This is a genomic window from Rossellomorea vietnamensis NBRC 101237, from assembly GCF_001591825.1.
Lineage (GTDB): Bacteria > Bacillota > Bacilli > Bacillales > Bacillaceae_B > Rossellomorea > Rossellomorea vietnamensis.
In genome coordinates this window covers 1-25,049 of record NZ_BCVQ01000009.1, presented here as the reverse complement: position 1 = coordinate 25,049, position 25,049 = coordinate 1, and the positions used below count along the sequence as shown (strand labels likewise).

The 25,049-nt window shown below is 45.3% G+C and carries 28 protein-coding genes and 1 riboswitch; of the genes, 22 read left to right on the top strand and 6 right to left on the bottom strand.

All coding sequences use genetic code 11. The features are described from left to right. Positions 1-5: 5 nt before the first annotated feature. Positions 6-1,511, bottom strand: coding sequence for a spore germination protein (locus BVI01S_RS07000; protein ID WP_034764079.1), 1,506 nt, complete (start codon positions 1,509-1,511; stop codon positions 6-8). Positions 1,512-1,668: 157 nt separating this feature from the next. After that, entirely contained in the window at positions 1,669-2,628 is a 960-nt protein-coding gene (locus BVI01S_RS06995) for an ABC transporter substrate-binding protein (RefSeq protein WP_034764076.1), read from the bottom strand. Positions 2,629-2,843: 215 nt separating this feature from the next. On the opposite strand from BVI01S_RS06995, the gene BVI01S_RS06990 reads away from it, so the two are divergent. Genes BVI01S_RS06990 through BVI01S_RS06970 form a run of 5 tightly spaced genes read left to right on the top strand, consistent with a single transcriptional unit; the run spans position 2,844 to position 6,765 of the window. After that, positions 2,844-3,830: a FecCD family ABC transporter permease gene (locus BVI01S_RS06990; protein ID WP_034764073.1), complete on the top strand. Its 987-nt coding sequence runs from the start codon at positions 2,844-2,846 to the stop codon at positions 3,828-3,830. A 3-nt stretch (positions 3,831-3,833) separates the two neighbouring features. Beyond that, positions 3,834-4,889 (top strand): FecCD family ABC transporter permease, encoded by a 1,056-nt coding sequence (locus tag BVI01S_RS06985; RefSeq protein WP_034764069.1) that lies wholly within the window; start codon positions 3,834-3,836, stop codon positions 4,887-4,889. Positions 4,890-4,904: 15 nt separating this feature from the next. Further along, entirely contained in the window at positions 4,905-5,723 is an 819-nt protein-coding gene (locus tag BVI01S_RS06980) for an ABC transporter ATP-binding protein (protein WP_034764066.1), read from the top strand. Then, complete coding sequence (gene fhuF, locus BVI01S_RS06975; RefSeq protein ID WP_061809727.1) at positions 5,720-6,475, top strand: siderophore-iron reductase FhuF; 756 nt, start codon at positions 5,720-5,722, stop codon at positions 6,473-6,475. The genes BVI01S_RS06980 and fhuF overlap by 4 nt, the downstream gene beginning before the upstream one ends. Before the next feature lie 26 nt (positions 6,476-6,501). Continuing rightward, a complete protein-coding gene (locus BVI01S_RS06970) occupies positions 6,502-6,765 on the top strand; it encodes a DUF2573 family protein (protein ID WP_034764060.1) in 264 nt (87 codons plus the stop codon). 103 nt (positions 6,766-6,868) lie between these two features. On the opposite strand, the gene BVI01S_RS06965 is transcribed toward BVI01S_RS06970, so the two are convergent. Next, entirely contained in the window at positions 6,869-7,216 is a 348-nt protein-coding gene (locus BVI01S_RS06965; RefSeq protein WP_034764057.1) for a spore coat protein, read from the bottom strand. Positions 7,217-7,233: 17 nt separating this feature from the next. Beyond that, the gene (locus tag BVI01S_RS06960) at positions 7,234-7,491 is read right to left on the bottom strand and encodes a hypothetical protein (RefSeq protein ID WP_034764614.1); all 258 of its coding nucleotides are present in this window, start codon (positions 7,489-7,491) and stop codon (positions 7,234-7,236) included. 322 nt (positions 7,492-7,813) lie between these two features. Here BVI01S_RS06960 and BVI01S_RS06955 point away from each other — a divergent pair, with 322 nt between their 5' ends. The 3 genes from BVI01S_RS06955 (at position 7,814) to BVI01S_RS06945 (ending at position 10,871) form a co-directional block, all read left to right on the top strand. Then, positions 7,814-8,731, top strand: coding sequence for a proline dehydrogenase family protein (locus BVI01S_RS06955; protein ID WP_034764054.1), 918 nt, complete (start codon positions 7,814-7,816; stop codon positions 8,729-8,731). 73 nt (positions 8,732-8,804) lie between these two features. Continuing rightward, positions 8,805-9,299, top strand: a complete 495-nt coding sequence (locus BVI01S_RS06950) for a GNAT family N-acetyltransferase (RefSeq protein ID WP_051758473.1) — start codon at positions 8,805-8,807, stop codon at positions 9,297-9,299. Between the two features lie 90 nt (positions 9,300-9,389). Beyond that, a complete protein-coding gene (locus BVI01S_RS06945) occupies positions 9,390-10,871 on the top strand; it encodes a potassium/proton antiporter (protein WP_034764052.1) in 1,482 nt (493 codons plus the stop codon). 53 nt (positions 10,872-10,924) lie between these two features. On the opposite strand, the gene BVI01S_RS06940 is transcribed toward BVI01S_RS06945, so the two are convergent. Then, a complete protein-coding gene (locus BVI01S_RS06940) occupies positions 10,925-11,551 on the bottom strand; it encodes a YczE/YyaS/YitT family protein (RefSeq protein ID WP_061809726.1) in 627 nt (208 codons plus the stop codon). A gap of 234 nt (positions 11,552-11,785) precedes the next feature. After that, positions 11,786-11,923 carry a YuzL family protein gene (locus tag BVI01S_RS22145; RefSeq protein WP_079532050.1) on the bottom strand — a complete coding sequence of 46 codons (138 nt, stop codon included), beginning with the start codon at positions 11,921-11,923 and terminating at the stop codon, positions 11,786-11,788. Positions 11,924-12,357: 434 nt separating this feature from the next. Here BVI01S_RS22145 and BVI01S_RS06935 point away from each other — a divergent pair, with 434 nt between their 5' ends. The 14 genes from BVI01S_RS06935 (at position 12,358) to BVI01S_RS06870 (ending at position 24,972) form a co-directional block, all read left to right on the top strand. Further along, the gene (locus tag BVI01S_RS06935) at positions 12,358-14,742 is read left to right on the top strand and encodes a 3-hydroxyacyl-CoA dehydrogenase/enoyl-CoA hydratase family protein (RefSeq protein ID WP_082804684.1); all 2,385 of its coding nucleotides are present in this window, start codon (positions 12,358-12,360) and stop codon (positions 14,740-14,742) included. Positions 14,743-14,779: 37 nt separating this feature from the next. Continuing rightward, the gene (locus tag BVI01S_RS06930; RefSeq protein WP_061809725.1) at positions 14,780-15,958 is read left to right on the top strand and encodes an acetyl-CoA C-acetyltransferase; all 1,179 of its coding nucleotides are present in this window, start codon (positions 14,780-14,782) and stop codon (positions 15,956-15,958) included. A 68-nt stretch (positions 15,959-16,026) separates the two neighbouring features. Next, positions 16,027-17,811, top strand: a complete 1,785-nt coding sequence (locus BVI01S_RS06925; protein WP_034764040.1) for an acyl-CoA dehydrogenase FadE — start codon at positions 16,027-16,029, stop codon at positions 17,809-17,811. Between the two features lie 134 nt (positions 17,812-17,945). Next, positions 17,946-18,725 (top strand): SDR family NAD(P)-dependent oxidoreductase, encoded by a 780-nt coding sequence (locus BVI01S_RS06920; RefSeq protein WP_061809724.1) that lies wholly within the window; start codon positions 17,946-17,948, stop codon positions 18,723-18,725. Between the two features lie 31 nt (positions 18,726-18,756). Beyond that, positions 18,757-19,059, top strand: coding sequence for an ArsR/SmtB family transcription factor (locus BVI01S_RS06915; RefSeq protein WP_034764033.1), 303 nt, complete (start codon positions 18,757-18,759; stop codon positions 19,057-19,059). A 113-nt stretch (positions 19,060-19,172) separates the two neighbouring features. Next, positions 19,173-19,529, top strand: a complete 357-nt coding sequence (locus BVI01S_RS06910) for an arsenate reductase family protein (RefSeq protein WP_061809723.1) — start codon at positions 19,173-19,175, stop codon at positions 19,527-19,529. A 128-nt stretch (positions 19,530-19,657) separates the two neighbouring features. After that, entirely contained in the window at positions 19,658-20,041 is a 384-nt protein-coding gene (gene gcvH, locus BVI01S_RS06905; protein ID WP_061809722.1) for a glycine cleavage system protein GcvH, read from the top strand. A gap of 94 nt (positions 20,042-20,135) precedes the next feature. Further along, a complete protein-coding gene (locus BVI01S_RS06900; RefSeq protein WP_034764025.1) occupies positions 20,136-20,372 on the top strand; it encodes a YusG family protein in 237 nt (78 codons plus the stop codon). 177 nt (positions 20,373-20,549) lie between these two features. Beyond that, positions 20,550-20,909 (top strand): toprim domain-containing protein, encoded by a 360-nt coding sequence (locus tag BVI01S_RS06895; RefSeq protein WP_082197523.1) that lies wholly within the window; start codon positions 20,550-20,552, stop codon positions 20,907-20,909. A 2-nt stretch (positions 20,910-20,911) separates the two neighbouring features. Then, positions 20,912-21,229 carry a thioredoxin family protein gene (locus tag BVI01S_RS06890; RefSeq protein WP_061809721.1) on the top strand — a complete coding sequence of 106 codons (318 nt, stop codon included), beginning with the start codon at positions 20,912-20,914 and terminating at the stop codon, positions 21,227-21,229. Between the two features lie 493 nt (positions 21,230-21,722). Further along, on the top strand, positions 21,723-22,073 hold the full coding sequence (locus tag BVI01S_RS06885) for an SCP2 sterol-binding domain-containing protein (protein ID WP_034764019.1): 351 nt from the start codon (positions 21,723-21,725) through the stop codon (positions 22,071-22,073). A gap of 113 nt (positions 22,074-22,186) precedes the next feature. Then, positions 22,187-22,293: riboswitch (SAM riboswitch) on the top strand. 151 nt (positions 22,294-22,444) lie between these two features. Beyond that, positions 22,445-23,467 (top strand): methionine ABC transporter ATP-binding protein, encoded by a 1,023-nt coding sequence (locus BVI01S_RS06880; protein ID WP_061809795.1) that lies wholly within the window; start codon positions 22,445-22,447, stop codon positions 23,465-23,467. Next, positions 23,464-24,132, top strand: a complete 669-nt coding sequence (locus tag BVI01S_RS06875; RefSeq protein WP_061809720.1) for a methionine ABC transporter permease — start codon at positions 23,464-23,466, stop codon at positions 24,130-24,132. The genes BVI01S_RS06880 and BVI01S_RS06875 overlap by 4 nt, the downstream gene beginning before the upstream one ends. Before the next feature lie 15 nt (positions 24,133-24,147). Beyond that, positions 24,148-24,972: a MetQ/NlpA family ABC transporter substrate-binding protein gene (locus tag BVI01S_RS06870; protein WP_061809719.1), complete on the top strand. Its 825-nt coding sequence runs from the start codon at positions 24,148-24,150 to the stop codon at positions 24,970-24,972. The last annotated feature ends 77 nt before the right edge of the window (positions 24,973-25,049 follow it).

Sequence of the window (25,049 nt, the reverse complement as noted above, 5' to 3'; positions counted from 1 at the left end):
AACCATTATTCATCGATATCAAGCTTTTTCTTCCCTTCGGACGGACGGAACCTGAACGGTTTCTTTGTTCGAAGGTATTCAGGACGGCCGCCTTGTCTGCTGAAGGGAAGTCGAATGAGTGCATCTTTTAAGTCTTTTACCCGCGGTGGGAAAAGAGGTTCTAAAAACGGTCTGCCAAGGGACGTCAATTGCAGGAGATGACCCATCAGAAGGCAGAAACAGTAGACGATCCCAAGCAGTCCCCAAAGTTGTGCAAACAATAGGAAGGGAAAACGCAGTAGACGGATCGTATTACTCATCCGGTATACGGGAGTGGTAAAAGAAGCAAGGGCAGCAAGTGCCACCAATATGAGCAGTACATTACTCGTGATCCCCGCTTCAACGGATGCCGTCCCGATGACGATACCTCCAACGATACCGATTGTCTGACCAACCTTGGTCGGAAGGCGTGCTCCTGCTTCCCGCAGCAGTTCGATCGTCAATTCAAGAAATAATGCCTCGAGAATAGGGGGCAGAGGGATCTCTTGTCTTGACGTGATGAGTGTAGCCATTAAATCCTTCGGTATGAGCTCATAATGATACGTCAATGCGGCTACATAAATGGGTGTGATCAAAATGGAGAATGCCACGGCGAATACACGGACCAGACGCAGGAAAGAGGAAATGAAGAAATTCAGGAAATAATCCTCATATGCGTTAAAAAATTCTACAAGTGTGGTCGGCCCGATCAAAGCATGCGGCGATCCATCCACCATGATGGCAATTTTACCCTCGGCAAGTACGGACGCGACCCGGTCAGGTCGTTCAGAGTCCAATAGTTGCGGGAAGGGGGACTTACCGTTATCGGCAATCAGCTGTTCAACGAATGAGCTGTCTATGATTTGATCAAAGTCTATATCGCGTAATCGCTGCCGGACCGTATTGACGTTTGCTTCATCTGCCAGTCCGTCAATATACAACAGGACCACCCGGGTGTGGGTGAGTGTTCCGAGATTGAATTCTTCCACCAGCATTTCCTTGATGGGCAGCCGCTTTCTTAGCAGGTTCAGATTATCACTGAGAGACTCTACGAATGCCTCCTTGGGTCCGACGACACTGAACTCCACTTCCGGCTGAGAGACTTTCCGGCCCATTTCGTTCTTGGTCGCGATGAAGGCAAATTTTCGGTTGGAAGCATCCATTGTCAGGAGGGTATATCCGTTATACAGCTTCTGTTCGATTTGGGTTTCATCTGTGGAAATTTGAATATCCAAAACAGGGACCAGTGTCTTTAGATCATCGAAAGAGTGAAAATCCTTTGAAAGCAAGGAAGGAAGGACATCCTCCTGCAGGATCTTTCCATCAATCAACGTTGTGACGAAGTGCAGGCTGAACTTCACCCCTGTATGTGGATTCTGGTAAAAGGCCTGTTTATAATCGGCAGATTTCTCCGCTTCCTTTTTCAGACTTTCATATGATTGCTTCTTACTGTTCTTATCGCTGTTTTTCTTGTTCTTAAAGAATGAAAACATACTAATCCCTCATGTCCGATGTATGGTCTATCCTGTAGTGTTACCGAAAAAAGGAGAATTATGAGAAAGGAAGGGGCAAAGGGAAAAATGCGTAAAGCGTTCATGAAAATCAGCATAGAAAAAGCCGGAAAGGGGGGACGCCCTCTCCGGCTAACGTTTATTCCTGTTCCAGGAAATACTTTTCAATATCATCGAGCATCTCATTTGCTGCCAGGACTCCGCCTGCCGTGTTCCAAATCGCATCACTTACTTCATATACCTTATCTTGTTTTGCTACTTCAAGATTTTTGAACAATGGATCGTTCAGCCACTCCTCAGCAAGTTTGTTCGCTTCGCCGTCGCCTGTTTCATATGTGAAGTAGAACAGGACATCTCCGTCCATTGCCGGGATGCGTTCTTTCGTTACACCTTTTTCTGCAAAATCATCTACATCCTGACCTTCAGGACGGGCGAACCCTAATTGATCCAAGATCACTCCTGAGAATGAATCTTTATGATAAATTCTTACGTCTCCAGCTAAAAAGCGGACCATGGAAACTTTTTGATTCAGTTTATCGCCGAGTTTCCCTTTCAGATCTTCAATTCGCTGATCGTACTCCGCTAATACTTCCTGACCCTTATCTTCTTTATTCACTGCTTTGGCATATAACTCGAAATTTTCTTTCCAGTTACCGCGCAATGTTTCGGCCATGACGGTTGGAGCGATGTCCTTCAACTGATTGTACTGCTCTTCCTGGCGCATTTTGTTCCCGATAATCAAGTCCGGTTGAAGCTTTGCGATCGCTTCCATGTTTAATTCGCTCTCTGTACCCACGACTTCAACGTCTTTCATCTTGTCGGCGATGTGGTCATACCAAGGATCACCTGTCCAAGATTGAACGGCACCGACGGGAGTGACACCCATGGCAAGGAGAGCCTCGGTTCCTTCATTTGTAAGGATGACAACTTTCTTTGGCGTTCCTTTGATTTCCGTCGTCCCCATTGCGTGTTTCACTGTATACGTTTCTTCATTCGCATCATTTCCTGCGGATTCCTCTTTTTCTTCTTTATTTCCGCAGGCAGCAAGAAAGAGAAGCGTAGAGATCAACAGTAAAGATAGTAAGCCTTTTAATTTCATATGTAGATCCTCCTGATATATTTTATCGGTGATAATGATTATCATTTACACTCATAATGGTAGTTGAGAAGGTTTTTATTGTCAATACCTAAATGATAATGATTTTCAAAGTCATTGACGCTCCTTTTATTCTTCTTTAAAATAGAGAGGGAAGAGCAGTACCTGATGGTTTAATTGATTTCCTTTCCTTTAAGGAATAGAAAGGTTAGCACATAATGACTATTCAAAAAAAACTTCTTTTATTTATAGGAACATTTCTTTTTCTTATCCTGTGCATCGGGATCAGTATTGTATACGGATACACGGATACAAGTTGGCAAACAGCCATCGGGGCTTTTTCCAACCCGACTGGATCGACGGAGCATATCGTGCTTCAGACCATCCGGTTACCAAGGGCGCTCATAGCAGCGGCCGTCGGTGCCTCCCTTGCGATTTCAGGGGTTTTAATGCAAACATTGACCAATAACCCCCTCGCATCTCCAGGGATTTTCGGAATCAATGCAGGGGGAGCCTTTATGGTGGTCGTAGCGGTAACGCTCTTTGGCGTAACCAACCTGCAATCCTTTACGTGGCTCGCCTTTCTTGGTGCCGCCATTGCAGCGGTCGGCGTATTCGTCATCAGCTCTGCCGGAGATAAAGGCTTGACGCCTATGAAGCTGACGCTTGCTGGGGCGGCAATCACCGCTATGTTTTCTTCCTTTACACAGGGATTACTTGTCTTGAACGAAGCGGCACTTGAGCAGGTGTTATTCTGGCTCGCGGGATCTGTCCAGGGAAGAAGTCTTGATATATTGAGCGGGGTCTTTCCCTATATAGTGGCTGGCTGGATTCTTGCCCTCTTTATTGCCGGCAAGATGAATATCCTCGCCATGGGGGAAGATGTGGCGAAAGGACTCGGCCTGAAAACGAATGTAATCAAGTTTCTTGCTTTGATGGTGGTCGTCCTCTTGGCTGGCGGTTCCGTCGCTGTAGCCGGCCCCATCGGTTTCATCGGAATTGTCATTCCCCATTTAGCAAGGAAAATCATCGGCGTGGATCACAGGTGGCTGATTCCTTTCTCGGGACTTCTCGGAGCGATCTTATTACTGGCTGCCGACATTGGAGCACGCTACGTCATCATGCCCCAGGAAGTGCCAGTCGGTGTCATGACCGCCATCATCGGGGCACCATTCTTCGTGTATGTGGCAAGGAAGGGGTTTTAACCGATGAATCGATTTATAGGAAAACGATGGTTGCAGGACCGTGTTTCGATGCTCGTTGATCTTTCAGCACTTAAAAAAATAACCATCCTGGGTTTGATTACATTCCTGGTTCTGATCATGAGTACAGGAATAGGGGACCTGAAGATTGCCCCATGGAAGGTGATCAGTGTCTTCTTTGGAGGGGGGACGAGCCTGGAGCACCTCGTGGTGACGTCATTCCGCCTGCCGCGGATCCTCATCGCACTGCTTGCCGGGATGGCGTTAGCCGTTGCCGGGGGAATCCTTCAAGGGATGATACGCAACCCCCTTGCTTCACCGGACATCATTGGAATCACAGGAGGAGCGGGAGCATCTGTCGTAGCCTTCCTGACGCTTTTCAGCAATGATGATAATACGTTGATGGTCAGCATTAAATGGCTGCCGGTTGCGGCATTCATCGGCGCGACAGTCATTGCCTTTCTGGTTTACTTTTTAGCCTGGCGAAAAGGGGTATCACCTGTCAGACTTGTTCTGATCGGTATTGGTATCTCGGCTTTGACTCAAGCTTTGACCACGTTGCTTATGATACTCGGCCCGATCTACAGGGCCAGTCAGGCAAATATCTGGATCACAGGTACAGTGAACGGTTCTGATTGGCAGGATGTGTGGATCCTGCTTCCTTGGAGCCTGATCTTTATCCTGTTAAGCTTCTTTATTACCCGTCAGCTGAATATACAGGAACTAGGCGAAGAAATCGCCACTAGTGTTGGAGGGAATGTTCAGCGGCAGCGGTTCTTTCTCCTTCTCATGTCAACGGCGTTAGTGGGGGGAGCCGTCGCATTTGCCGGTGGAATCGGCTTTGTAGGCTTGATGGCTCCCCACATGGCAAGGAGGATGGTAGGTTCTTCTTTCGGGGCATTGCTTCCGACTGCAGCCCTGATCGGCGGGATCCTCGTCATGGTGGCAGATTTGATCGGCAGGACACTCTTCCTTCCACTCGAAGTCCCGGCCGGTGTCTTTACGGCAGCGATCGGCGCACCGTATTTTATCTATCTTTTATTCAAAACAAGAAATTCTTAAAGGAGTTGGCCATAGATGAGTGACGTACTACAAACGAAGGATTTGACTCTATCTTACGGGGAACGGACGATCATCGATGAATTGAATATTGACATTCCACAAGGGGAGATTTCGGTCTTCATCGGCGGGAACGGCTGCGGGAAATCCACGCTTCTTCGTTCCATCGCCCGTCTGCTTAAGCCGAAGCAGGGATCGGTCCTGTTGGACGGGGAGGCCATCTCACGTTTGTCAACGAAGGAAGTCGCTCGTAAAATGGCCATTCTTCCTCAATCCCCAACGGCTCCAGAAGGGCTGACCGTCCTTCAGCTCGTCAAGCAGGGGCGCTACCCTCATCAAACCTGGCTCAAGCAATGGTCACAGAAAGATGAAGAAATTGTCCAGGATGCGTTGAAAGCAACGAAGATGGAGGATCTGCAGCACCGGAAAGTGGATGAACTATCGGGAGGGCAGAGGCAGCGCGCGTGGATCGCCCTGACACTCGCACAGGATACAGACATCATCCTGTTGGATGAGCCAACGACGTATCTTGATATGACCCATCAGATCGAGATACTGGACTTATTATTCGAACTGAATGAGAAAGAGCAGCGCACCATCGTCATGGTCCTTCATGACCTGAACCTTGCCTGCAGATACGCCCATAATATCGTAGCCATCCGGGATAAACAGATCTATGCTCAAGGAAAACCTGAAGAGGTGATCAGCTGTGAACTCGTGAAAAATGTGTTCGATATGGACTGCCAGGTATCCCGGGACCCATTATTCGGCACGCCTTTATGCATCCCGTTCGGTAGAGGACGATGCATCTTGAAAGACGCAGTGGAGACAGGATGAGCACCCTCACCGAACAGCAGTGGGAGATCTTGAGGAAATACCGTTTCCACGCGTCCGCCCCTGCTTTAAAAGGGGAAGAGGCAACCTCATTCCTGGATGGCGGGAAGATGAAATCCTATTTATCCCAGCGTCGCTCCCTGATCGGGACGGACGACTTTAAAGTTGCCGCCTCCCTATTCATGAAGCGCTATGCGTTTGTAGCAGCAATGGGTTTAATGACCATGACATACTGGAATAAGAAATTGAATCTCAAGCCTGAAAACCTGATCATGGTCGATGGGGAGAAAAATGGATTATGGATGCCTCAATTCCACTTGAAGGATGCGTCGGTGACGGAGTTTACTTCCCTTGAAGAAAAGAAGACGTTCATTCAATCCATTTTCCGGGATCATCTCGATCACGTGATTCAGTCGATTAAACGTGCCACAAAGCTATCGAACCTGATTCTTTGGGAAAACATTGCCGTATATGTATTCTGGATATTCGAGAGTGATGACTTCCTTCTAAACGAAGGGACGGGGAGCGGCCGTGATGACCAACTGCGGATGCTCCTGTCAGATGAAAACAGCCCCTGGTTCGGAAACTATCACCGAAATCCACTGGCCAGATATTATAGCAGTAAAGTAAATGTAGAGGGGAAAACGGAAAAAATGCGTGTCAGAAAAACATGCTGCTTCTCCTACAGACTGGAGAACGGGGAACAATATCGCTGTAAAACTTGTCCGCAGACCTGTCTGATTAAAAAGACCTAATTCACATTTGCAAGGAGGCTAACGCAATGAAGGAATTCCCTGAACAATTTGATGCGTTACTTGAAAAGTACACGGAACTGTTGGTGGGTGAAACCGACGCAAGTAAGAAAGAAATGGTGACACAATACGCTCTTTACTCATTTATCGCGAAGAACATGCCGGCACTGGTGAAACATTGGAATTCCCTCTACCCGGAGGGGAAAGATGAAATGAAACGGATCGTCGGGGAGATCAAAGAGATGAATGAAGCACATCGGGCGGAAATGAGCAGGAAGAAAAAAGATGAATGACGATACTGATTGAAAAAGTACCCTTCTGGTGTGAAGAGGGTGCTTTTTTTTTTGGATTCTATCCCCAACAAAAAAAGGCAGACCCGAGTCTGCCTTCCGTTCATTATTGGAGCTGACCGCCGTACCCATATGGAAATTGGGAAGAATACTGCTGATGCTGTTGATAGGACTGCTGGATCTTTTGACTGTCGGCCGCCTCCAGCTTGTACCAGCCTTTGCGGAACATTTCATTGTATAATTCCCGTTGGGCATTTTGCGTTTCGTTGAAAATCGTCAGGAGATCCTGATATAAAGCTTGATGGCTTGCTTCATTCAAAGCCGTACAATAGGAAGCCGTCATATATTTTTCATGGGACAGGACATCCGTAATGAAGTCGCGATCATTCATTTGTGGCGTTTCCGGCACTTGCGTTTGGGGATTTTGGATTTTTTGCTGATTCTGTTGATTCATCGTTTAAGGACTCCTTTCTACATCATATTTTGGTTGGTCGTATTTAGATGGGCAAGCAGCTGTTGGTAGTGGCGCTGATGCATCTGGCCGCATTTATCGAGCTCCGCTTTAATCTCCGTATCCTGACAGTGAGCAGCGGCAAAATGACATTTCTTCATGGCAGTCAGATTCCAGGCAAGCATGTCATTTAAATAAAGTGAATCCTTCGTAGTGAGCATATGCGGCGGCTGTGTGTACGTTTGCTGCTGGCTCCCTTGTTGAGGTTGTTGTTGCATATTCCATTCCTCCGTTTCCTTTTTTAGTCTTCGATACCCTTTCTCAGGTGCTTTCGGATAGGTAATATTACCCTGTATACGGCACGGTAAGAAAGCGGTATCATCAGAAGGCAAAGGTTAGTTTTCCTACTATCCAACATCCTTATTCACATATTTACAAATTCCGATAATATTCTACTAAGAAAGTTTTGAAAGTATATTCAAATCGTTTAAAAGGTGATAAAATGTTGGTAGATATACTGCGTATGAACCTTCTCTTTTTTATCAAATAAGAAAACGTTTTCATAGCATGGTATATATGTTTTTTCAGGGGGTAAGCAACATGGAGCAAGCAATGCGTAATTTCTTTTTATTCCTTTCAAAAAATAAGCCGATGACGAAACTTGCCAAAAAGTATGGCCTGCGCTTTGGTGCCGGTCGGTTCGTTGCGGGGTCTTCCATCCTGCAGGCAGTTGAGGTTATTCGTGAGCTGAATAGTCAGAATCTTGTTGTAACGATCGACTATTTGGGAGAGTTTGTGGACAATGAGCGTGAAGCAAACGAAATGGCCCTTGAATGTGTAGAAGCGATTCGTGCCATCGGGAGAGAGAAACTCGACTCTCAGCTATCTCTAAAAATGACTTCAATGGGACTGGATATTTCTGAAGAGGTAGTCATGAAGAATATGAGAATGATTCTTGAAGAAGCAACCAAACAGAACGTATTCGTGACCATTGACATGGAAGACTATTCCCGCTGTGGAAAGACCATTGATATTTTCACGAGGCTGAAGTCAGAGTATGATAACATCGGCACGGTCATCCAAGCCTATTTATATAGAACAGAAAAGGATATCGATGATTTGAATGCGTATTCCCCCAATCTGCGTCTTGTAAAAGGGGCTTATAAAGAGTCACCTGAAGTTGCGTTCCCGGAAAAGAAGGACGTGGACGAGAATTTCAAAAAAATCATCAAGACTCATCTATTGAACGGGAATTATACGGCGATTGCCACCCATGATGATGAGATGATCGAATATACGAAGAGACTCGTGGAAGAATACAAGATTCCGCGAGATCAGTTCGAGTTTCAAATGCTTTTCGGCATCCGTGTGGAACGTCAGCATGAACTGGTCAAGGAAGGCTACAAAATGCGTGTCTATGTTCCATACGGCACGGACTGGTACGGATACTTCATGAGAAGACTGGCTGAAAGACCGGCCAACGTCGCCTTTGTTCTAAAAGGGGTCATGAAAAAATAATAGTAAGTAAGATGAAGACTCTATGGAAGCTCATAGGGTCTTATTTATTTATAGGAGATGGGAGGAAGGGAGAATGAAGATCGTTCCTTTTCGGGTGGAAGGAAAGTATTTCAAGAAAATGATTTCGTTATATTGCAGGCTATTTCAGGTGGATCCAAGGGGAATGGAAGACCAATTCAAACGGCATTCCACGTATCCCCTTTTTGAAGGATACCTCGCCATTCTAGATGAACAAGTGGCAGGATATATTTATGGTTATTCTTCAAGAAAGGGTCAATACTATCACGAACTGCTGGCACGTCATTTACATTCCGAACCTGAATGGGTGAAAGATTGCATGGAACTGGTGGAACTGGGGGTCGACCCGGCATACAGAGGCAGGGGGATCGGGAAGCTACTGGTTGGGCAATTACTGCAAAATAGAGAAGAGAAACGGGTACTCCTCACGACCCGCAAAGATAATCACACGGCCATCGCCTTTTATCATGCCGGGGGATTTAAGGTCATCCGGGAAGGATTTTATCCGAATGTCCCACATGAATATATCATTATGGGCAAGCATTTATAGGGGCTGGTGAGGAAGGCATAATAATTGTTACGAAATTCACAATGTTATATGATAGAAAGGAATAATCTTCATGAAATAAGAGGCGATATTATGGAAATAACCATTGATAATTTGACCCTGCTCCTTGGCCTCTTGCTGTTGGTCGGTGTGATCACCGCTAAATTCTCCACACGATTAGGCGTCCCCTCATTGATTTTGTTCATCATCGTGGGAATGGTCTTAAATACATACTTCTTCTTTGATAATGCCCCTATGACCCAATTCATCGGTACGCTTGCACTCATCATCATTTTGTTCGAGGGCGGACTTCAGACGAAATGGGGGAATGTGCAGAAGGTGTATAAGCCCGCCCTAACACTTGCAACCATCGGGGTTGTCGCAACCACCGTATCCATCGGGGTGGCAGCCAAGTATATACTCGGCGTGAGCTGGCTTGAAGGGATGTTATTTGGGGCCATCGTCGGGTCAACCGACGCTGCAGCAGTGTTTTCCGTACTTGGGAACAAAAACATCAAACCGAAGATATCTGCCACACTTGAAGCGGAGTCCGGCAGTAATGACCCCATGGCCATTTTCTTAACCGTTGCATTTTTACAATTGATTCAATTCCCTGGATTGAATCCCGCTTCCCTGATCCTGAGCTTCTTTTGGCAGATGGGAATGGGCTTGGTACTTGGACTGGTCCTGGGTCTCGCCTCCGTGTGGATCATCAATCGAATCAATCTGGATTCATCCGGACTGTATCCGGTCCTGTCCATCTCCCTTGCCATATTCACTTATGCCTTCACAAGCATCCTGGAGGCGAGTGGTCTCTTGGCTGTGTATATCATGGCAATCGTCGTCGGGAATAAGGAACTCACCTACCGCCATTCCATTGTCCGCTTCAATGAAGGATTTGCGTGGATGATGCAGATCGTCATGTTCATCCTCCTGGGATTGCTGGTCTTCCCTCAGCACCTTCCGGGGATAGCCTGGCAGGGAATCATACTTGCGATTCTATTGATTGTAGTAGCGAGACCTCTCGGAGTCTATTTAAGCTTAGCGCTGGCGAAGAACTTCACCACTAAAGAGAAATTCTTCATATCATGGGCAGGCTTAAAGGGCGCGGTCCCGATCGTATTGGCAACGTATCCGATGGTGGCAGGAATTGAAAACAACGAAGTCATCTTCAACGTCGTATTTTTCGTCGTGCTGCTCTCTGCTCTCATCCAGGGAACGACCATCTCCCCTCTGGCCAACTATCTTAAGCTTGCAGGAGAAGAAAAACCGCCGGTCGCCCACAGCATCGAAATCGTTTCAATCGGGAAAACAAATAATGAAATGCTTGAAGTCCTCATTAATGACGATGCCTCTATTACAAACAGGGTGATTAAAGACATCGAACTCCCTGAAAAAACGTTGATCTCTGCGGTCATCCGACACAATGAATTGATCACTCCCACAGGGGATACCATGATTAAAGCTGGCGATACACTTTATGTAATGGCCGATAAAAGTCAAAGAAAGCGTGTCAATAAACTGTTGAATGAAAAAGGGAATGTAAGCCCCTCAACAAAAGTTGATCCAGTATGATAGAAAAAAAGCAATCTTCCTTTTTGGAAAGATTGCTTTTTTTTGAATGAAGATCAGTCAGCAGAAACAGCTGCTTTTCCCATTGTTTTTTTCTCGAAGAGCTGTTCGAATAACGGGAAGCTGTACTGAACCACGAACCCTAAAGTGAGGGTGACAATGATCGTCCCGATTCCGATATCCCCTTTAAAGAGAAATGCCAGGGAAAGGGCAAACCCTTCACTGATGATCCGGGAGTTACGAAGGTTTAACCCGAAACGTGTATGGATGGCTACCATAAGAGTATCCATCGGACTCGCTGGAAACTTCGCCTGAAGGTAAATCGCAATTCCAAGTCCCATCGTCAAAATCCCGGAAGCGAGGGCAACCAGCTGATTCAAGAGCATCCCGGGTGCATAATTGTTAAAGACAACAAGCAGCCAAAAATCGATTAAAAGGCCAATGACAAGAATTGATCCTGCCGCGAGGACATCAGGTTTCTTTTTCATAATGAGGGCATTGAGACCGATCAACACAATCCCATTGATAAATACGGCCGTCCCCACGGTAAATCCGAACATATTCGACTCCCCGACTGCGAGGGCATCCCAGGCAGAAGCTCCGAGGCCCGACTTAATGATCAGGGCAACCCCCATCGTTAAAATGAAAAGTCCAATCGTAAAAAACAAAAATCTGCGCTTCATTCACATAGTCTCCTTATCTGTAAACGTTATCATTCATATACTTAAAAAAACAGACGTGCTACTTTGCCTGTGATGCCGGTGGTAAAGTAGGAGGTCTGACGTCTTTAAATTGATAGTAATAGTTTACTTTAAAATGAACGGGAAGGCAAAGTTAATTTTTGTATGGGAGAGGGGAGGACGTCACATAAAGAAAACAGCACCCGATCATTTTTTATCAGGTGCCATCTCCCATTCCTATGGTTGCTTCTTAAATTGATTGTTTTGACTGTTTCGCTTGCCGCCGCCGTCCATCTCAACCGTCGGACCGGCATCCCCCTTCACACTCGCTGCACTAACCCCAGCCTTAGAAGGATTCTTCTTCTGCTTCGCCATCTCGAACACCTCCACCCCTAACATTCCCGGATCCCCCATAAAATATGAGGGACGGACCTCCAATTTTCAGTGGAAACGAAGACGCCAGAGCATGAAAACCCTTTGATATCGGGCTTGCCATAAAAAATGGGAGCAGAAATGGTCGTCTACCCAAGGTCCGTCCCTCCAACATTTCATATATATATAATAGGAGAGGATAGGATGGCGCTTGTGTGTAGGCACGTGGACTTGGGTGGGTGAATAGGCTGATTTAGACGAACGCCTATGTAGGTTCGGAGAGACAATAGTGAATTTTTTGTAAATATAACTCTTTAAATATTGCGATATTTTAGAATTTCCGATATATTAGATGTAACAGGAACTCATTCGAGTCTTTTTTTTAAGTGAAAAATGAATGAGTATTCATTCAAAGTGTGTATAAGGGGGAAATACCATTGGTTCGTAGAATTCAGAAAGCCGCAGTGTTAGGATCAGGAGTCATGGGTTCAGGAATAGCCGCGCATCTTGCAAATATCGGCATCCCGACAATGTTATTAGACATCGTACCAAGAGAATTGACAGACGAACATAAAGCAAAGGGATTGACAGAAGAGAGTAAGGCGTTTCGTAATCAGTTCAGTGAAAACGCTTTAAAAAAGCTCTTTAAGCAAAAACCGGCACCATTGACGTCCAAACAGAATGCTTCACTTATTACGGCAGGTAACTTCGAGGATGACCTTCAATATATCAGTGATTGTGACTGGGTCATCGAAGTAGTCGTTGAGAATCTGGATATTAAGAAGAAAGTATTCGAACAAGTGGAACGCTACCGCAAGCCGGGGAGCATCATCAGTTCCAATACGTCAGGGATTTCGATCGAAGCGATGTCAGAAGGGCGCACAGAAGATTTTCAAAAGAATTTCTTAGGAACGCATTTCTTCAATCCGCCACGTTACTTAAAACTTCTTGAAGTGATCCCGACGAAGAAGACGGATCCGGAAGTAGTCGACTTCATGAAAACATTTGGTGAAGATGTCCTCGGTAAGGGTGTCGTCATGGCGAAGGATACGCCAAACTTCATTGCGAACCGTATCGGAACATATGGCTTACTGATCACGGTGCAGGAAATGTTGAAGGGCGGCTACTCTGTAGGGGAAGTCGACTCCATTACAGGACCAGTGATCGGAAGACCGAAAAGCGCCACCTTCCGTACACTTGATGTCGTGGGTCTTGATACATTCGCTCATGTTGCAAAGAACGTGTATGACCAGGTGGAAGGCGAAGAACAGAAGGTGTTCGAAGTACCGGCATTCATGCAGAAAATGCTTGAAAACGGCTGGCTTGGAAGTAAGAGCGGGCAGGGCTTCTTCCTTAAGAAAGGGAAGGAAATCCTGGAGCTTAATCCTGAGACGATGGACTATCAGCCCCGCCAAAAGCTGAAAACAGCTTCACTTGAATTGGCGAAAAATGAAAAAGGCTTAAAAAACAAAGTCAAATCACTTGTTTATGCAAAAGATCAGGCAGGATCACTACTGTGGAATATCGTGTCTCCGGTCTTAACGTATTCAGCCGAGCTGCATGGTGAAATTGCCGATGACATCGTGGGCATCGACCAAGCCATGAAATGGGGCTTCGGATGGGAAATGGGACCATTTGAAACATGGGATGCAATCGGAGTTGAAAAGTCAGTAACCCGTATGAAGGAAGAGGGCCGCACTGTACCACAGTGGGTGGAGACGATGCTTTCAGAAGGCAACTCCACATTCTATAAAGAAGAAAACGGTGAGCGTTACTTCTATCACAATGGCGAGTATCGACTTGTAGAACGGAACCCGAAGGCAATCGACTTAAAGGCGCTGAAGAACTCAGGAAAGCTCATCAAAAAGAATTCCGGTGCAAGCCTGATTGACATCGGGGACGGAATCGCCCTTCTTGAATTCCACTCTCCAAATAACGCCATCGGCATGGATATCACGCAAATGATCAATTTTGCCGTTGATGAAGTAGAGAAAAACTACAAAGGTCTCGTCATTGGGAACCAGGGCAAGAACTTCTGTGTCGGAGCAAACCTTGCCATGATCCTTATGGAAGCACAGGATGACAATGTCTTTGAAATTGACATGGTCGTGAAACACTTCCAGCAGGCAATGATGAAGATTAAATATTCCTCTAAACCAGTTGTTGCAGCACCATTCGGTATGACATTAGGCGGAGGAAGTGAAGTCTGCTTACCGGCTGCCCACATCCAGGCTTCCATGGAAACGTACATGGGATTGGTTGAAGTCGGTGTAGGATTGATCCCTGGGGGAGGCGGAAACAAAGAGCTTTATATGAAGCACTTAGCCAACCTGCCAAACGGTGTGGAATTCGATCTTCAAAAAGTGGCCAATAAAGTATTCGAAACGATTGCCATGGCGAAGGTCTCCACATCCGGTGATGAAGCAAGGGATAATAATTTCTTAAATAAAGCCGATGGAGTCAGCGTGAACAATGATCATTTACTATATGATGCAAAACAGGCAGCACTCAGCCTATATGAAGCAGGTTACTCGGCTCCGATCCGTAAAAAGGTTCCGGTCGTAGGTGAGCCGGGATATGCCACTCTTCTTCTTGGAGCTCAGTCCATGTTCCAATCAGGCTTTATTTCTGACCACGATCTGATGATCGCGAAGAAGCTTGCTTATGTGATTGCAGGCGGAAAAGTACCATACGGAACAGAAGTGGATGAACAGTATCTGTTGGATCTGGAAAGAGAAGCATTCCTAAGCCTTGTTGCACAGCCTAAGTCTCAGCAAAGAATGCAGCACATGCTTGTAAAAGGAAAACCATTACGCAACTAATCAGCGTTTCAATCATAGTAGAAAGCGGGGGAATATCATGCGCGAAGCAGTCATTGTCGCTGGTGCAAGAACACCAGTCGGAAAATCTCGAAAAGGATCATTGGCTCAGGTAAGACCGGATGATCTTGGAGCACTTGTAGTAAAAGAAACCCTTAAGCGTGCAGGGAATTATGAAGGGAACATTGATGACTTGATCATCGGGTGTGCAATGCCGGAAGCAGAGCAAGGGTTGAATATGGCACGAAATATCGGGGGACTTGCAGGTCTTCCTGATTCCGTACCGGCAATCACCATCAACCGTTACTGTTCATCAGGTTTACAATCCATTGCCTATGCGGCTGAAAAAATCATGCTCGGTCATTCTGACACGGCGATCGCCGGTGGAGCGGAATCTATGAGTCTTGTCCCGATGATGGGCCATGTGGTCCGCCCGAACTCGAAGCTTGCTGAAAATGCCCCTCAATATTACATGAGCATGGGTCATACAGCAGAACAGGTTGCAACGAAGTTCGGCGTATCCCGTGAAGATCAGGATGCCTTTGCAGTAAGAAGCCATCAAAAAGCGGCCAAAGCAATCGCTGAAGGGAAATTCGATGATGAAATCGTCCCTGTTGATGTACTCCATCGTTCAGTGAACGGTGAAAATAAATTCGTTGAGAAATCCTTCCAATTCACAAAGGATGAAGGTGTACGTGCCGGAACAAGTTCGGAAGTACTGGCTAAATTACGACCGGCTTTCAATGTGAAAGGCTCTGTAACGGCAGGGAACTCATCACAAACGAGTGACGGAGCAGCGGCAGTCATGGTGATGGACCGTGAAAAGGCTGGATCATTGGGTCTGCAGCCGATGGCGAAATTCAGAAGCTTCGCAGTAGCGGGTGTACCGCCTGAAATCATGGGAATCGGCCCTGTGGAAGCAATCCCACGGGCACTTAAAATGGCAGGACTAGAGCTTTCGGATATCGGATTATTTGAACTGAATGAAGCATTTGCTTCCCAATCGATCCAGGTCATCCGCCAGCTCGGATTGGATGAAGAACGAGTGAACGTGAATGGTGGAGCCATCGCTCTCGGTCATCCACTGGGATGTACCGGCGCGAAGCTGACTCTTTCACTGGTCCATGAAATGAAACGCAGAAACCAGCAATTCGGTATCGTCACCATGTGTATCGGCGGCGGAATGGGAGCAGCAGGCGTATTTGAATTAATCGGTTAACAGGAGGGACGGACCTCGATTCCCGAGGCCCTCTACTCTTTCAAAATATCATATTAGGGGGATTCGAAATGGCGAATCAAACAGAAAAGCTAATCAAGGGTGGAAGTTTTTTAATTGAAGATGTAAGCTTTGAGCAAGTTTTCACACCGGAGGATTATTCCGACGAGCAAAAAATGATTGCGAAGACGACAGAGGACTATGTGCTGAATGAAGTCGTGCCTGTCATTGATAATCTGGAAAATCATGAGTTCGATCATTCTGTACGTCTTTTAAAGGAAGCGGGGGATCTTGGTCTTCTGGGAGCAGATGTACCTGAAGAGTACGGCGGACTGGGACTTGATAAAGTAAGTTCGGCTTTGATTGCTGAAAAAATGTCACGTGCAGGAGGATTCTCCATCTCCCACGGAGCTCATGTGGGTATCGGATCCCTTCCGATCGTCCTATTTGGTAACGAAGATCAGAAGCAAAAGTATCTTCCTGCCCTTTCCACTGGTGAAAAATTAGCGGCTTACGCATTAACTGAGCCAGGTTCAGGTTCAGATGCACTTGGTGCGAAAACGACGGCTAAATTGAACGCAGAAGGTACTCACTACATCCTGAACGGAGAAAAACAATGGATCACAAACTCTGCATTTGCAGATGTATTCGTTGTATATGCAAAAATTGATGGGGAGCATTTCTCAGCATTCATCGTAGAAAAAGAATTCCCTGGCGTTTCAACAGGCCCTGAAGAAAAGAAAATGGGAATCAAGAGCTCTTCGACTCGTACATTGATCCTTGAAGATGCGGAAATCCCAGTGGAGAACCTTCTTGGAGATGCCGGTAAAGGCCACATCATCGCCTTCAATATCTTGAACATCGGGCGTTACAAATTGGGAGTAGGCGCTGTCGGAGCAAGTAAACGTGCCCTTGAAGTAACGGTTCAATACACGAATCAGCGCCAGCAGTTCAAAACACCGATCTCAAGCTTCAACTTGACGAAAGAAAAGCTTGCGACTATGGCGTCTAAATTGTACGCTGCGGAATCTTCCGTTTACCGCACAGTAGGATTATTCGAGGATCGCATGAGCAAACTGACGGATGAAGAAGTAAAGAATGGGACAGAGGTTGCAAAATCCATTGCGGAATATGCAATCGAGTGTTCACTAAACAAATTCTTCGCCACAGAAGTGCTTGATTATATCGTTGACGAAGGCGTTCAGCTTCACGGTGGATACGGCTTCATGCAGGAATATGAAATTGAAAGAATGTACCGTGATTCCCGTATCAACCGTATCTTCGAAGGAACGAATGAAATCAACCGACTTCTTGTTCCAGGCACATACCTTCGTAAAGCCATGAAAGGTGAACTGCCATTACTTCAAAAAGCGCAGGCTCTTCAAGAAGAATTGATGATGCTTATGCCTGAAGAAGTGGGCGATGAGCCATTGGCACAAGAGAAGTACCTTGTGAAAAATGCCAAGAAAATCGGTTTGATGCTGGCAGGATTGGCTGCACAGAAATATGGTAAAGCCCTTGAAAAAGAACAGGAAATCCTTGTGAACATTGCGGATATCGTTTCACAAGCCTACGCAATGGAATCCGTTGTCCTTAGAACGGAAAAAGCGATTGAAAAAGGTGGCGTGGAGAAAGCGAAACAAAAGCTTCTTTACACACAAATCTTCTGTCAAGAAGCTTTCAACGAAATTGAACAGCATGCAAAAGAAACGCTTGTGGCAACTGAAACTGGTGACACACTGCGCATGATGCTGTCAGCTCTTCGTAAATTCACACGCCACACACCGATCAACGTGATCGCAGTGAAGCGTGAAGCGTCAGAAAAACTGATCGATGTAGAAAAATATGCACTGTAAGTAATGCAGGGACGGACCTCCGATTTGGAGGTCCGTCCCTCTTTTATTGACATTCCCTCTTCAATAAATTATTATATGTTTAAACACTTAAACGTTTAAGTGTTTAAACATATAATATAAGGTGGTCATAATAGATGAATAAAACAGTTTTAATTACCGGGGCTTCAAGCGGGATCGGACTAAACTTTTGTCATAAGTTTGCAAGCTCGGGCCATGACGTGATTCTGGCAGCAAGAAGCGAGGGGAAACTCCTGACTGTTGCAGAAGAACTCAAGAACAAAGACGGTGTGAACACCCACGTGTTCCCCACCGATCTTTCCAAAGCCGGAGCAGCAAAAGAATTATATGAGGGCATCAAAGCTTACGGGCTCCAGGTTGATATCCTCATCAATAATGCCGGATTCGGATTATTCGGGGAGTTTGAAGAAACGGAGCTATCAAAAGAACTCGATATGATTCAAGTGAACATCACTGCCCTGACGGAGTTAAGCAAGTATGTTGGTAAAGAGATGGTAAGCAGGAAGCATGGTCAGATTCTGAATGTCGCATCCACAGCTGCCTTTCAGCCGGGTCCACTGATGGCGGTTTACTATGCAACTAAGGCCTATGTCCTGTCTTTCTCGGAAGCTCTTGCCAATGAGTGGGCCACGCACGGGGTGAAGGTGACGGCTTTATGCCCGGGTGCCACCCAAACAGGGTTCAGTGATGCTGCTGAACTTCAGTCTTCCAAACTTTTTCAGTCAGGTGTGATGAGTGTGGAAGACGTGGTGGAAGAGGGATACAAGCAAATGATGACGAAGAACAAAACCGTAATCGTCCCGGGGATGAAAAATCGGATACTCACCCAGTCGATCCGGTTTATGCCCCGTAAAATGGTCACGAATATTGTTCGCAAGGTACAAGAACGGGTATAATGATACGTGAATGAGCAGAAGGGAGAAGGCTATGGGTCAAAAAGCAATCGATACATTCCGTGCTTGTATTCCATTATTCCAAGCGTTGAGTGATCCTTATCGTCAGGACATCATTTTACTTCTTGCCGAACAAGAACCTCTGACGGTCAATCAAATAACAGAAAATCTGACATTATCCCGACCTGCTGTGTCCCATCATCTCAAGATCCTCAGAGATCAGCAACTGGTGTCACTGGAGCAAAAAGGAACACAGCGTTTCTATTCTCTTGAGCTGGACAACGCAACCGTCCTCCTTAAAGAATTGGTACAAACCGTTGAAAATCAATGTGAGTAATGTTCCGGAAAAGAAGGATACTAACGAATATTGTCGAATGTAAGAAATAGATTCACGGTGACCGGATGGGCAATACACCCTATCCGGTACCTACCAGGAAAGGTGGTGCAATGATGTCATTGACTTTTTATTCTTATCCAAAATGCGGTACATGCCGCAAGGCAAAAAAGTGGCTGGAGGACCAGGGTCTCTCCATAGACGAAATACATATTGTAGAAAATCCCCCGTCAAAAATGGAGCTTAAAAACCTGTACGAAAAGAGTGGACTTCCTTTGAAGAAGTTCTTCAATACAAGCGGCAAAAAGTATCGTGAACTTGGCTTGAAAGAGAAAGTGAATTCAGCTTCTGACGATGAATTATTAGAAATCCTTTCCTCTGACGGGATGCTGATCAAACGTCCGATCACAACGGATGGAAGCAAGGTGACCGTAGGATTCAAAGAGGAAACATTCGAAGAAACCTGGAAGTAAAATCGGCTCCGTAATTTCCAGATCATGGACACTGAAAAAGTTTCATTATTCATGCTGAGTTTTCTTGCTTTTTCATTGAAAAGTGTGTCAATATTAGGTTGTATAACTAGCATTTGGAGGGATAGAGAATGAGTACACCGAAAGAACTTCGTTATTCTGAAGAACATGAGTGGGTCAAAGTTGAAGGGGAAAATGTACGCGTGGGAATCACATCATTTGCACAATCCGAGCTGGGCGATATCGTATTCGTCGAGTTACCTGAAGTTGGAGATGAAATCAAAGCGGACGAGCCTTTCGGCAGTGTTGAATCGGTAAAGACCGTTTCTGAGCTATACGCACCTGTTTCCGGTAAGGTGGTAGAAGTGAATGAAGAGCTGTCCGACAGCCCTGAGTTCGTGAACGAATCACCTTATGAAAAAGCATGGATGGTCGTTGTGGAACCAACAGACACTGGAGAAGTAGACAAGCTGATGACAGCTGAAGAGTATGATAAAATGATCAATGAAGGATAATTTCCACCCGGGACACCTTGAGGATTTCTCAAGGTGTTTTGTTTTTCTTTTTGGGCATCATATGGGTATTCGCAAAAAGAAAGGATGAATACGCATGGTACTTGAACCAAAGAAATTAGATGTCACAAGCAGGGTGACAGGCAGGCTGAAAAATGGTGAAGTCGAATTATTCCTCGACGGTCAGCCAATCGGCAAAACGTCCTTGCCCCTTGATGGACTGACAATGGAACCGAACTTCGAAGCAAAAGAGAATAAAATTTATCAGAACTATACTTCCACCGAAGGCCATGATGCAAGGTACACGGATTGCGACGAAGGTGGATGGTGTTAAAGGTGACCCGCGGTGCCAGATTCGTGTATGGATCTGGCACCATTTCTATAAGCAATGAAACAAACCACTTGCACTATTTTTTGTAAACATGAGAAAATATGAGTAGAAAGTGGACATCATCTCTTGTTATCTGAATATACTATCCTAATCTTATTTCTGAAAGATAAGGTGATGATCATGATGGAACTTGACGAAAAGGTAATCATTGTCGAAGGTACAACAGACAAGCGGAAAGTAAGAGACATAATCAAAGAACCGATAGAAATTATTTGCACAAATGGAACGATAAGCATCACCAAAATGGACGAACTCATCGATGAGCTGTTTGAAAGGGATGTATACATCCTCGTCGATGCGGATGATGCAGGGGAGAAGTTACGTAAACAATTCAAGCGTGAATTCCCCGAGGCGGAACACCTTTATATAGACCGGATGTATAAGGAAGTGGCCGCGGCCCCGGAATATCATCTTGCCTCCGTTCTCATTGGTGCCAATATCGATGTGCATAAAGAATATCTTGGAAAAAGGATGATTTAGTTTTGTTGGAGGTAAGCCAGACAGAAGAATTAAACGAATCGATCAGATCCCATGCGTTGGAAGCCGTTTATCTATATACACCGATGTGTGGTACATGTCAGGTCGCGGGTAAAATGTTGGAAGTGGTCGAGAAACTCCCCCAGTCATTTCATTTTGTGAAGGCGAACCTGAACTATCTGCCCCAATTTGCCGAAGAACAATCCATTGAAAGCGTCCCCTGCCTTCTTTTATTTAAAGATGGACAGGAAATGGAAAGAATCTATGCCTTTCAATCCGTCCCATTCCTATACGAAACCATCAACAAAATCCAAAACATCTAGTGGGGATAAGAGACCTTTATGAAAGGTCTTTTTATTTTGTCTTCACTTCCTTCTTCACCAGCTTTAGAATAAGGATGAAATTGCCCTCTGTCGCATATTAATCTAATTTGAGATGTACATGATTAGTGTTGATTGGAGCGGAAGATGCTCGACTCCTTCGGGAATAGCGGAAAAGTTGAGACCCCGCAGGGCGAATGCCCGAGGAGGCTCAACTCACGCCCCGAGGAAAGCGAGCATCTGGAGCGGAAATCAACAAGCACGATGCTGATAAGAACAGAAAAGTTTATGAAAACAGTAATTTTCTTTCTACAAACGAGGACATATTTCTTGGGAAATGTTTCGAATCCCATCATTTTTTGACTGGTCATCACCTAATTTCTTACTGTTCGACAAATAAGATAAACTCATTCAAAACATGTCGAGAATGTCTAAAAGGAAAAAATACCTAAAAGTGGAATTGATACTATATAGAAGTTTCACTGGGAGGGTATTCATGCGAATCTATTTAGAGGAATTAGTAGATCAGTGTCATTCAAGGTATCACTTACGACTCTTATTTCCGGACAGCCCATTTGTTCTTCAGTTTCAATGTGAAAAGAAACGTTATGCAATCTCCATTTCAAACAGGCGGTGTACTGTATTGACTGATGGTAGCGGGGAATCGCATTTTGTCATTGAGGGACAAGAGAAGGACATGCTATCCCTACTAACAGGAGAAGAGCGATTGTCTCAACTGATTGAAAACGGCATCCTGGAAGTCAAGGGAGGATACCGCCAGCTGTTATTTGTAGAATCCATCCTCTGGCTGACAAGGTCCAGGGTCAAGGAACCGGTTCAAGTTTGAAAAACGTGAGAAAAAAGAATTGACACATTTCTATTTTCGATGATAGAATCTCTCTTGTAGCAAATTTTCAGAGTCTTTAACAATTCAAAAAATTAAATAAATCGATACTTTTACTCTTATTTAGAGAGGTGGAGGGACGTGCCCTATGAAGCCCGGCAACCGTCAATGAAAATTGAAATGGTGCCAATTCACTCAAAGCATTTGCTTTGAAAGATGAGAGAAAGGATAGTCCTATATATGATTATGCCTTTCTGCTTATCGCAGGAAGGCATTTTTTATTGTATACGAAAAGGCTATGGGAATGGCCAGGTATGTGCAACATCATCCTAATTAAAAAGGATCGTTTTACTCGGAAAGAAGGTGGAGACAGCATGATTACCATATCAGATGTGAAAAAAATCTATCAATCAAAATCGGGCCCGATTTCAGCCGTTGATGGCGTCAACATCGACATTGGCCAAGGGGAAATTTTTGGAGTGATTGGCTATAGTGGGGCAGGGAAAAGTACGTTGATCCGGATGCTCAATGGACTTGAAGTCCCCACAAATGGAACCGTGAACGTAAATGGACAGATCGTTTCCAAAGTGAAAGGGAAAAATCTTCGGCAGGCCAGGCAGTCAATAGGGATGATCTTTCAGCATTTCAATCTCCTTTGGTCGCGTACGGTACTTGAAAATATCCAGTTTCCATTAGAAATAGCCGGAGTTTCTAAGAAGGAGAGAGTGCGAAGGGCCAATGAATTATTGGAGCTGGTGGGATTAGAAGGAAGAGGAGACGCCTATCCATCCCAGTTGAGCGGTGGACAGAAACAGAGGGTCGGGATTGCAAGATCCCTTGCAAATAATCCCGACGTCCTTCTCTGTGACGAAGCCACCTCTGCTTTAGATCCGCAAACAACCGATTCCATCCTTGATTTATTGGTGGATATTAATAAACGTTTAGGTTTGACCATCGTCCTGATCACCCATGAAATGCACGTAATCAAAAAAATCTGCCATCGTGTGGCAGTCATGGAACAAGGGAAGGTGGTAGAGCTCGGGGATGTTCTTGAGGTGTTCAGAAACCCTAAAGAGCAGGTGACGAAGCGATTTGTGAAAGAAGTATCACAAGTGGAAGAAACAGGGGAAACGATCGATCACTTGTTAGCTCAATATCCGGAAGGAAAAGTACTGAAATTCACCTTTGTTGGTGAATCGACTGAGCAACCGCTCATTACCAGCTTGATACGAAATTTTGACCTGGATGTCAATATCCTTCAAGGACAGATTTCCCAGACGCAAAAAGGGGCTTATGGTACGCTGTTCGTCCATCTTGATGGAAACGAAGAGACGATTTCTGCAGCCGTTGCCTTCGCTGAGGAACAGATGGTCAAAGTGGAGGTGATCGGAGGATGATAGAAAATATATTTCCGAATGTGGACTGGGAGAAGATGTGGGAAGCGACTGTTGAAACCCTTTATATGACGGGGATGTCAGTCCTGATTACCTTCGTAGTAGGACTGATTCTTGGGATCCTGTTATTTCTTACATCCAAGGAAAATTTATGGGAAAACAAGCTTACTTATACGGTGACCAGTGCAGTGGTCAATGTATTCCGCTCGATCCCGTTCATTATCCTGATTGTATTACTGATTCCATTTACAAAATTCTTATTGGATACTATCCGCGGGGCGAACGCGGCTCTTCCGGCCCTGATCATCGGAGCAGCACCGTTTTATGCACGCATGGTGGAAATCGCATTAAGAGAAGTGAACAAAGGCGTCATCGAAGCAGCGAAAGCGATGGGAGCGAAGACTAGCACGATTATATGGAAAGTGCTTATTCCCGAATCTCTTCCGGCTTTGGTTTCAGGTATCACGGTAACAGCCATCGCCCTGGTGGGGTACACGGCAATGGCCGGTGTCATCGGTGCCGGGGGATTAGGAAACCTCGCTTACCTGGATGGTTTTCAACGGAGCAGGGAGGATGTAACCCTTGCCGCGACCATCATGATTTTAATCGTTGTATTCGCCATTCAAATCATTGGAGACTACTTCACAAATAAATTAGACAAACGATAAGAGGAGAGAAAACAGATGAAAAAATGGGTAGCAGGAATAGTAGCAGCAACAAGTATTTTTGGATTGGCAGCATGCGGGAGTGATTCCGGATCTGGAAGCAGTGACGAGAAGGAATTAGTGGTAGGAGCGTCAAACGTTCCCCATGCGGAAATTCTTGAAAAAGTGAAACCGATTTTGGAAGATAAGGGAATCGACCTGCAAATTGAAACATATCAAGATTATATCCTTCCAAATAAAGACTTGGATAATGGTGATTTGGATGCGAACTACTTCCAAACCGTACCTTACATGGATCTGCAAATGAAAGAGAACGAATATGATTTCGTCAATGCTGGAGGAATTCATATTGAGCCAATCGGTGTATATTCCAAAAAGTATAAATCTCTTGAGGACCTTCCGGAAGGTGCCACGATCTTGATGAGTAATTCCGTATCCGATCATGGCCGCATCCTTACGTTATTAGAGAAAAAAGGTCTGATTACGTTAAAGGACGGAGTGGAAAATACACAGGCACAGCTGGAAGACATCAAAGAAAATCCAAAAAAACTGAAATTCGATTATGAGTACGAAGCGGCTCTCCTTCCGCAAATGTATGAAAATGAAGAAGGGGACGCAGTTGTGATCAACTCCAACTATGCCATAGATGCAGGCTTGAAACCCCTGGAAGACTCCATCGCCATTGAAGACAGCAATTCTCCGTATGTGAATGTAATTGCTGTAAATAAAGGTGACGAAAACAAAGCAGAAGTGAAAGAATTGGTCAAAGCCCTGCGCTCAAAGGAAATCCAGGACTTCATCAATGAAGAATGGGATGGAGCCGTTGTACCCGTAACGGAATAACAATAGGAAAGAGGCTGGGACATATCTTATTCCATTTCCTCTAAAGACGAACATAGTGGGGACTACTTGTTACACCG

Bases quoted from the DNA above. Each gene is read 5' to 3' on its own strand.
- BVI01S_RS06990 (WP_034764073.1), top strand. From the start codon at position 2,844: ATGACTATTCAAAAAAAACTTCTTTTATTTATAGGAACATTTCTTTTT.
- BVI01S_RS06965 (WP_034764057.1), bottom strand. From the start codon at position 7,216: ATGAATCAACAGAATCAGCAAAAAATCCAAAATCCCCAAACGCAAGTG.
- BVI01S_RS06940 (WP_061809726.1), bottom strand. From the start codon at position 11,551: ATGAAGCGCAGATTTTTGTTTTTTACGATTGGACTTTTCATTTTAACG.
- BVI01S_RS07000 (WP_034764079.1), bottom strand. From the start codon at position 1,511: ATGTTTTCATTCTTTAAGAACAAGAAAAACAGCGATAAGAACAGTAAG.
- BVI01S_RS06920 (WP_061809724.1), top strand. From the start codon at position 17,946: ATGAATAAAACAGTTTTAATTACCGGGGCTTCAAGCGGGATCGGACTA.
- BVI01S_RS06945 (WP_034764052.1), top strand. From the start codon at position 9,390: ATGGAAATAACCATTGATAATTTGACCCTGCTCCTTGGCCTCTTGCTG.
- BVI01S_RS06955 (WP_034764054.1), top strand. From the start codon at position 7,814: ATGGAGCAAGCAATGCGTAATTTCTTTTTATTCCTTTCAAAAAATAAG.
- BVI01S_RS06970 (WP_034764060.1), top strand. From the start codon at position 6,502: ATGAAGGAATTCCCTGAACAATTTGATGCGTTACTTGAAAAGTACACG.
- BVI01S_RS06895 (WP_082197523.1), top strand. From the start codon at position 20,550: ATGATGGAACTTGACGAAAAGGTAATCATTGTCGAAGGTACAACAGAC.
- BVI01S_RS06995 (WP_034764076.1), bottom strand. From the start codon at position 2,628: ATGAAATTAAAAGGCTTACTATCTTTACTGTTGATCTCTACGCTTCTC.
- BVI01S_RS22145 (WP_079532050.1), bottom strand. From the start codon at position 11,923: ATGGCGAAGCAGAAGAAGAATCCTTCTAAGGCTGGGGTTAGTGCAGCG.
- BVI01S_RS06875 (WP_061809720.1), top strand. From the start codon at position 23,464: ATGATAGAAAATATATTTCCGAATGTGGACTGGGAGAAGATGTGGGAA.
- fhuF (WP_061809727.1), top strand. From the start codon at position 5,720: ATGAGCACCCTCACCGAACAGCAGTGGGAGATCTTGAGGAAATACCGT.
- BVI01S_RS06960 (WP_034764614.1), bottom strand. From the start codon at position 7,491: ATGCAACAACAACCTCAACAAGGGAGCCAGCAGCAAACGTACACACAG.
- BVI01S_RS06930 (WP_061809725.1), top strand. From the start codon at position 14,780: ATGCGCGAAGCAGTCATTGTCGCTGGTGCAAGAACACCAGTCGGAAAA.
- BVI01S_RS06900 (WP_034764025.1), top strand. From the start codon at position 20,136: ATGGTACTTGAACCAAAGAAATTAGATGTCACAAGCAGGGTGACAGGC.
- BVI01S_RS06885 (WP_034764019.1), top strand. From the start codon at position 21,723: ATGCGAATCTATTTAGAGGAATTAGTAGATCAGTGTCATTCAAGGTAT.
- BVI01S_RS06870 (WP_061809719.1), top strand. From the start codon at position 24,148: ATGAAAAAATGGGTAGCAGGAATAGTAGCAGCAACAAGTATTTTTGGA.
- BVI01S_RS06880 (WP_061809795.1), top strand. From the start codon at position 22,445: ATGATTACCATATCAGATGTGAAAAAAATCTATCAATCAAAATCGGGC.
- BVI01S_RS06915 (WP_034764033.1), top strand. From the start codon at position 18,757: ATGGGTCAAAAAGCAATCGATACATTCCGTGCTTGTATTCCATTATTC.
- BVI01S_RS06910 (WP_061809723.1), top strand. From the start codon at position 19,173: ATGTCATTGACTTTTTATTCTTATCCAAAATGCGGTACATGCCGCAAG.
- gcvH (WP_061809722.1), top strand. From the start codon at position 19,658: ATGAGTACACCGAAAGAACTTCGTTATTCTGAAGAACATGAGTGGGTC.
- BVI01S_RS06980 (WP_034764066.1), top strand. From the start codon at position 4,905: ATGAGTGACGTACTACAAACGAAGGATTTGACTCTATCTTACGGGGAA.
- BVI01S_RS06985 (WP_034764069.1), top strand. From the start codon at position 3,834: ATGAATCGATTTATAGGAAAACGATGGTTGCAGGACCGTGTTTCGATG.
- BVI01S_RS06925 (WP_034764040.1), top strand. From the start codon at position 16,027: ATGGCGAATCAAACAGAAAAGCTAATCAAGGGTGGAAGTTTTTTAATT.
- BVI01S_RS06950 (WP_051758473.1), top strand. From the start codon at position 8,805: ATGAAGATCGTTCCTTTTCGGGTGGAAGGAAAGTATTTCAAGAAAATG.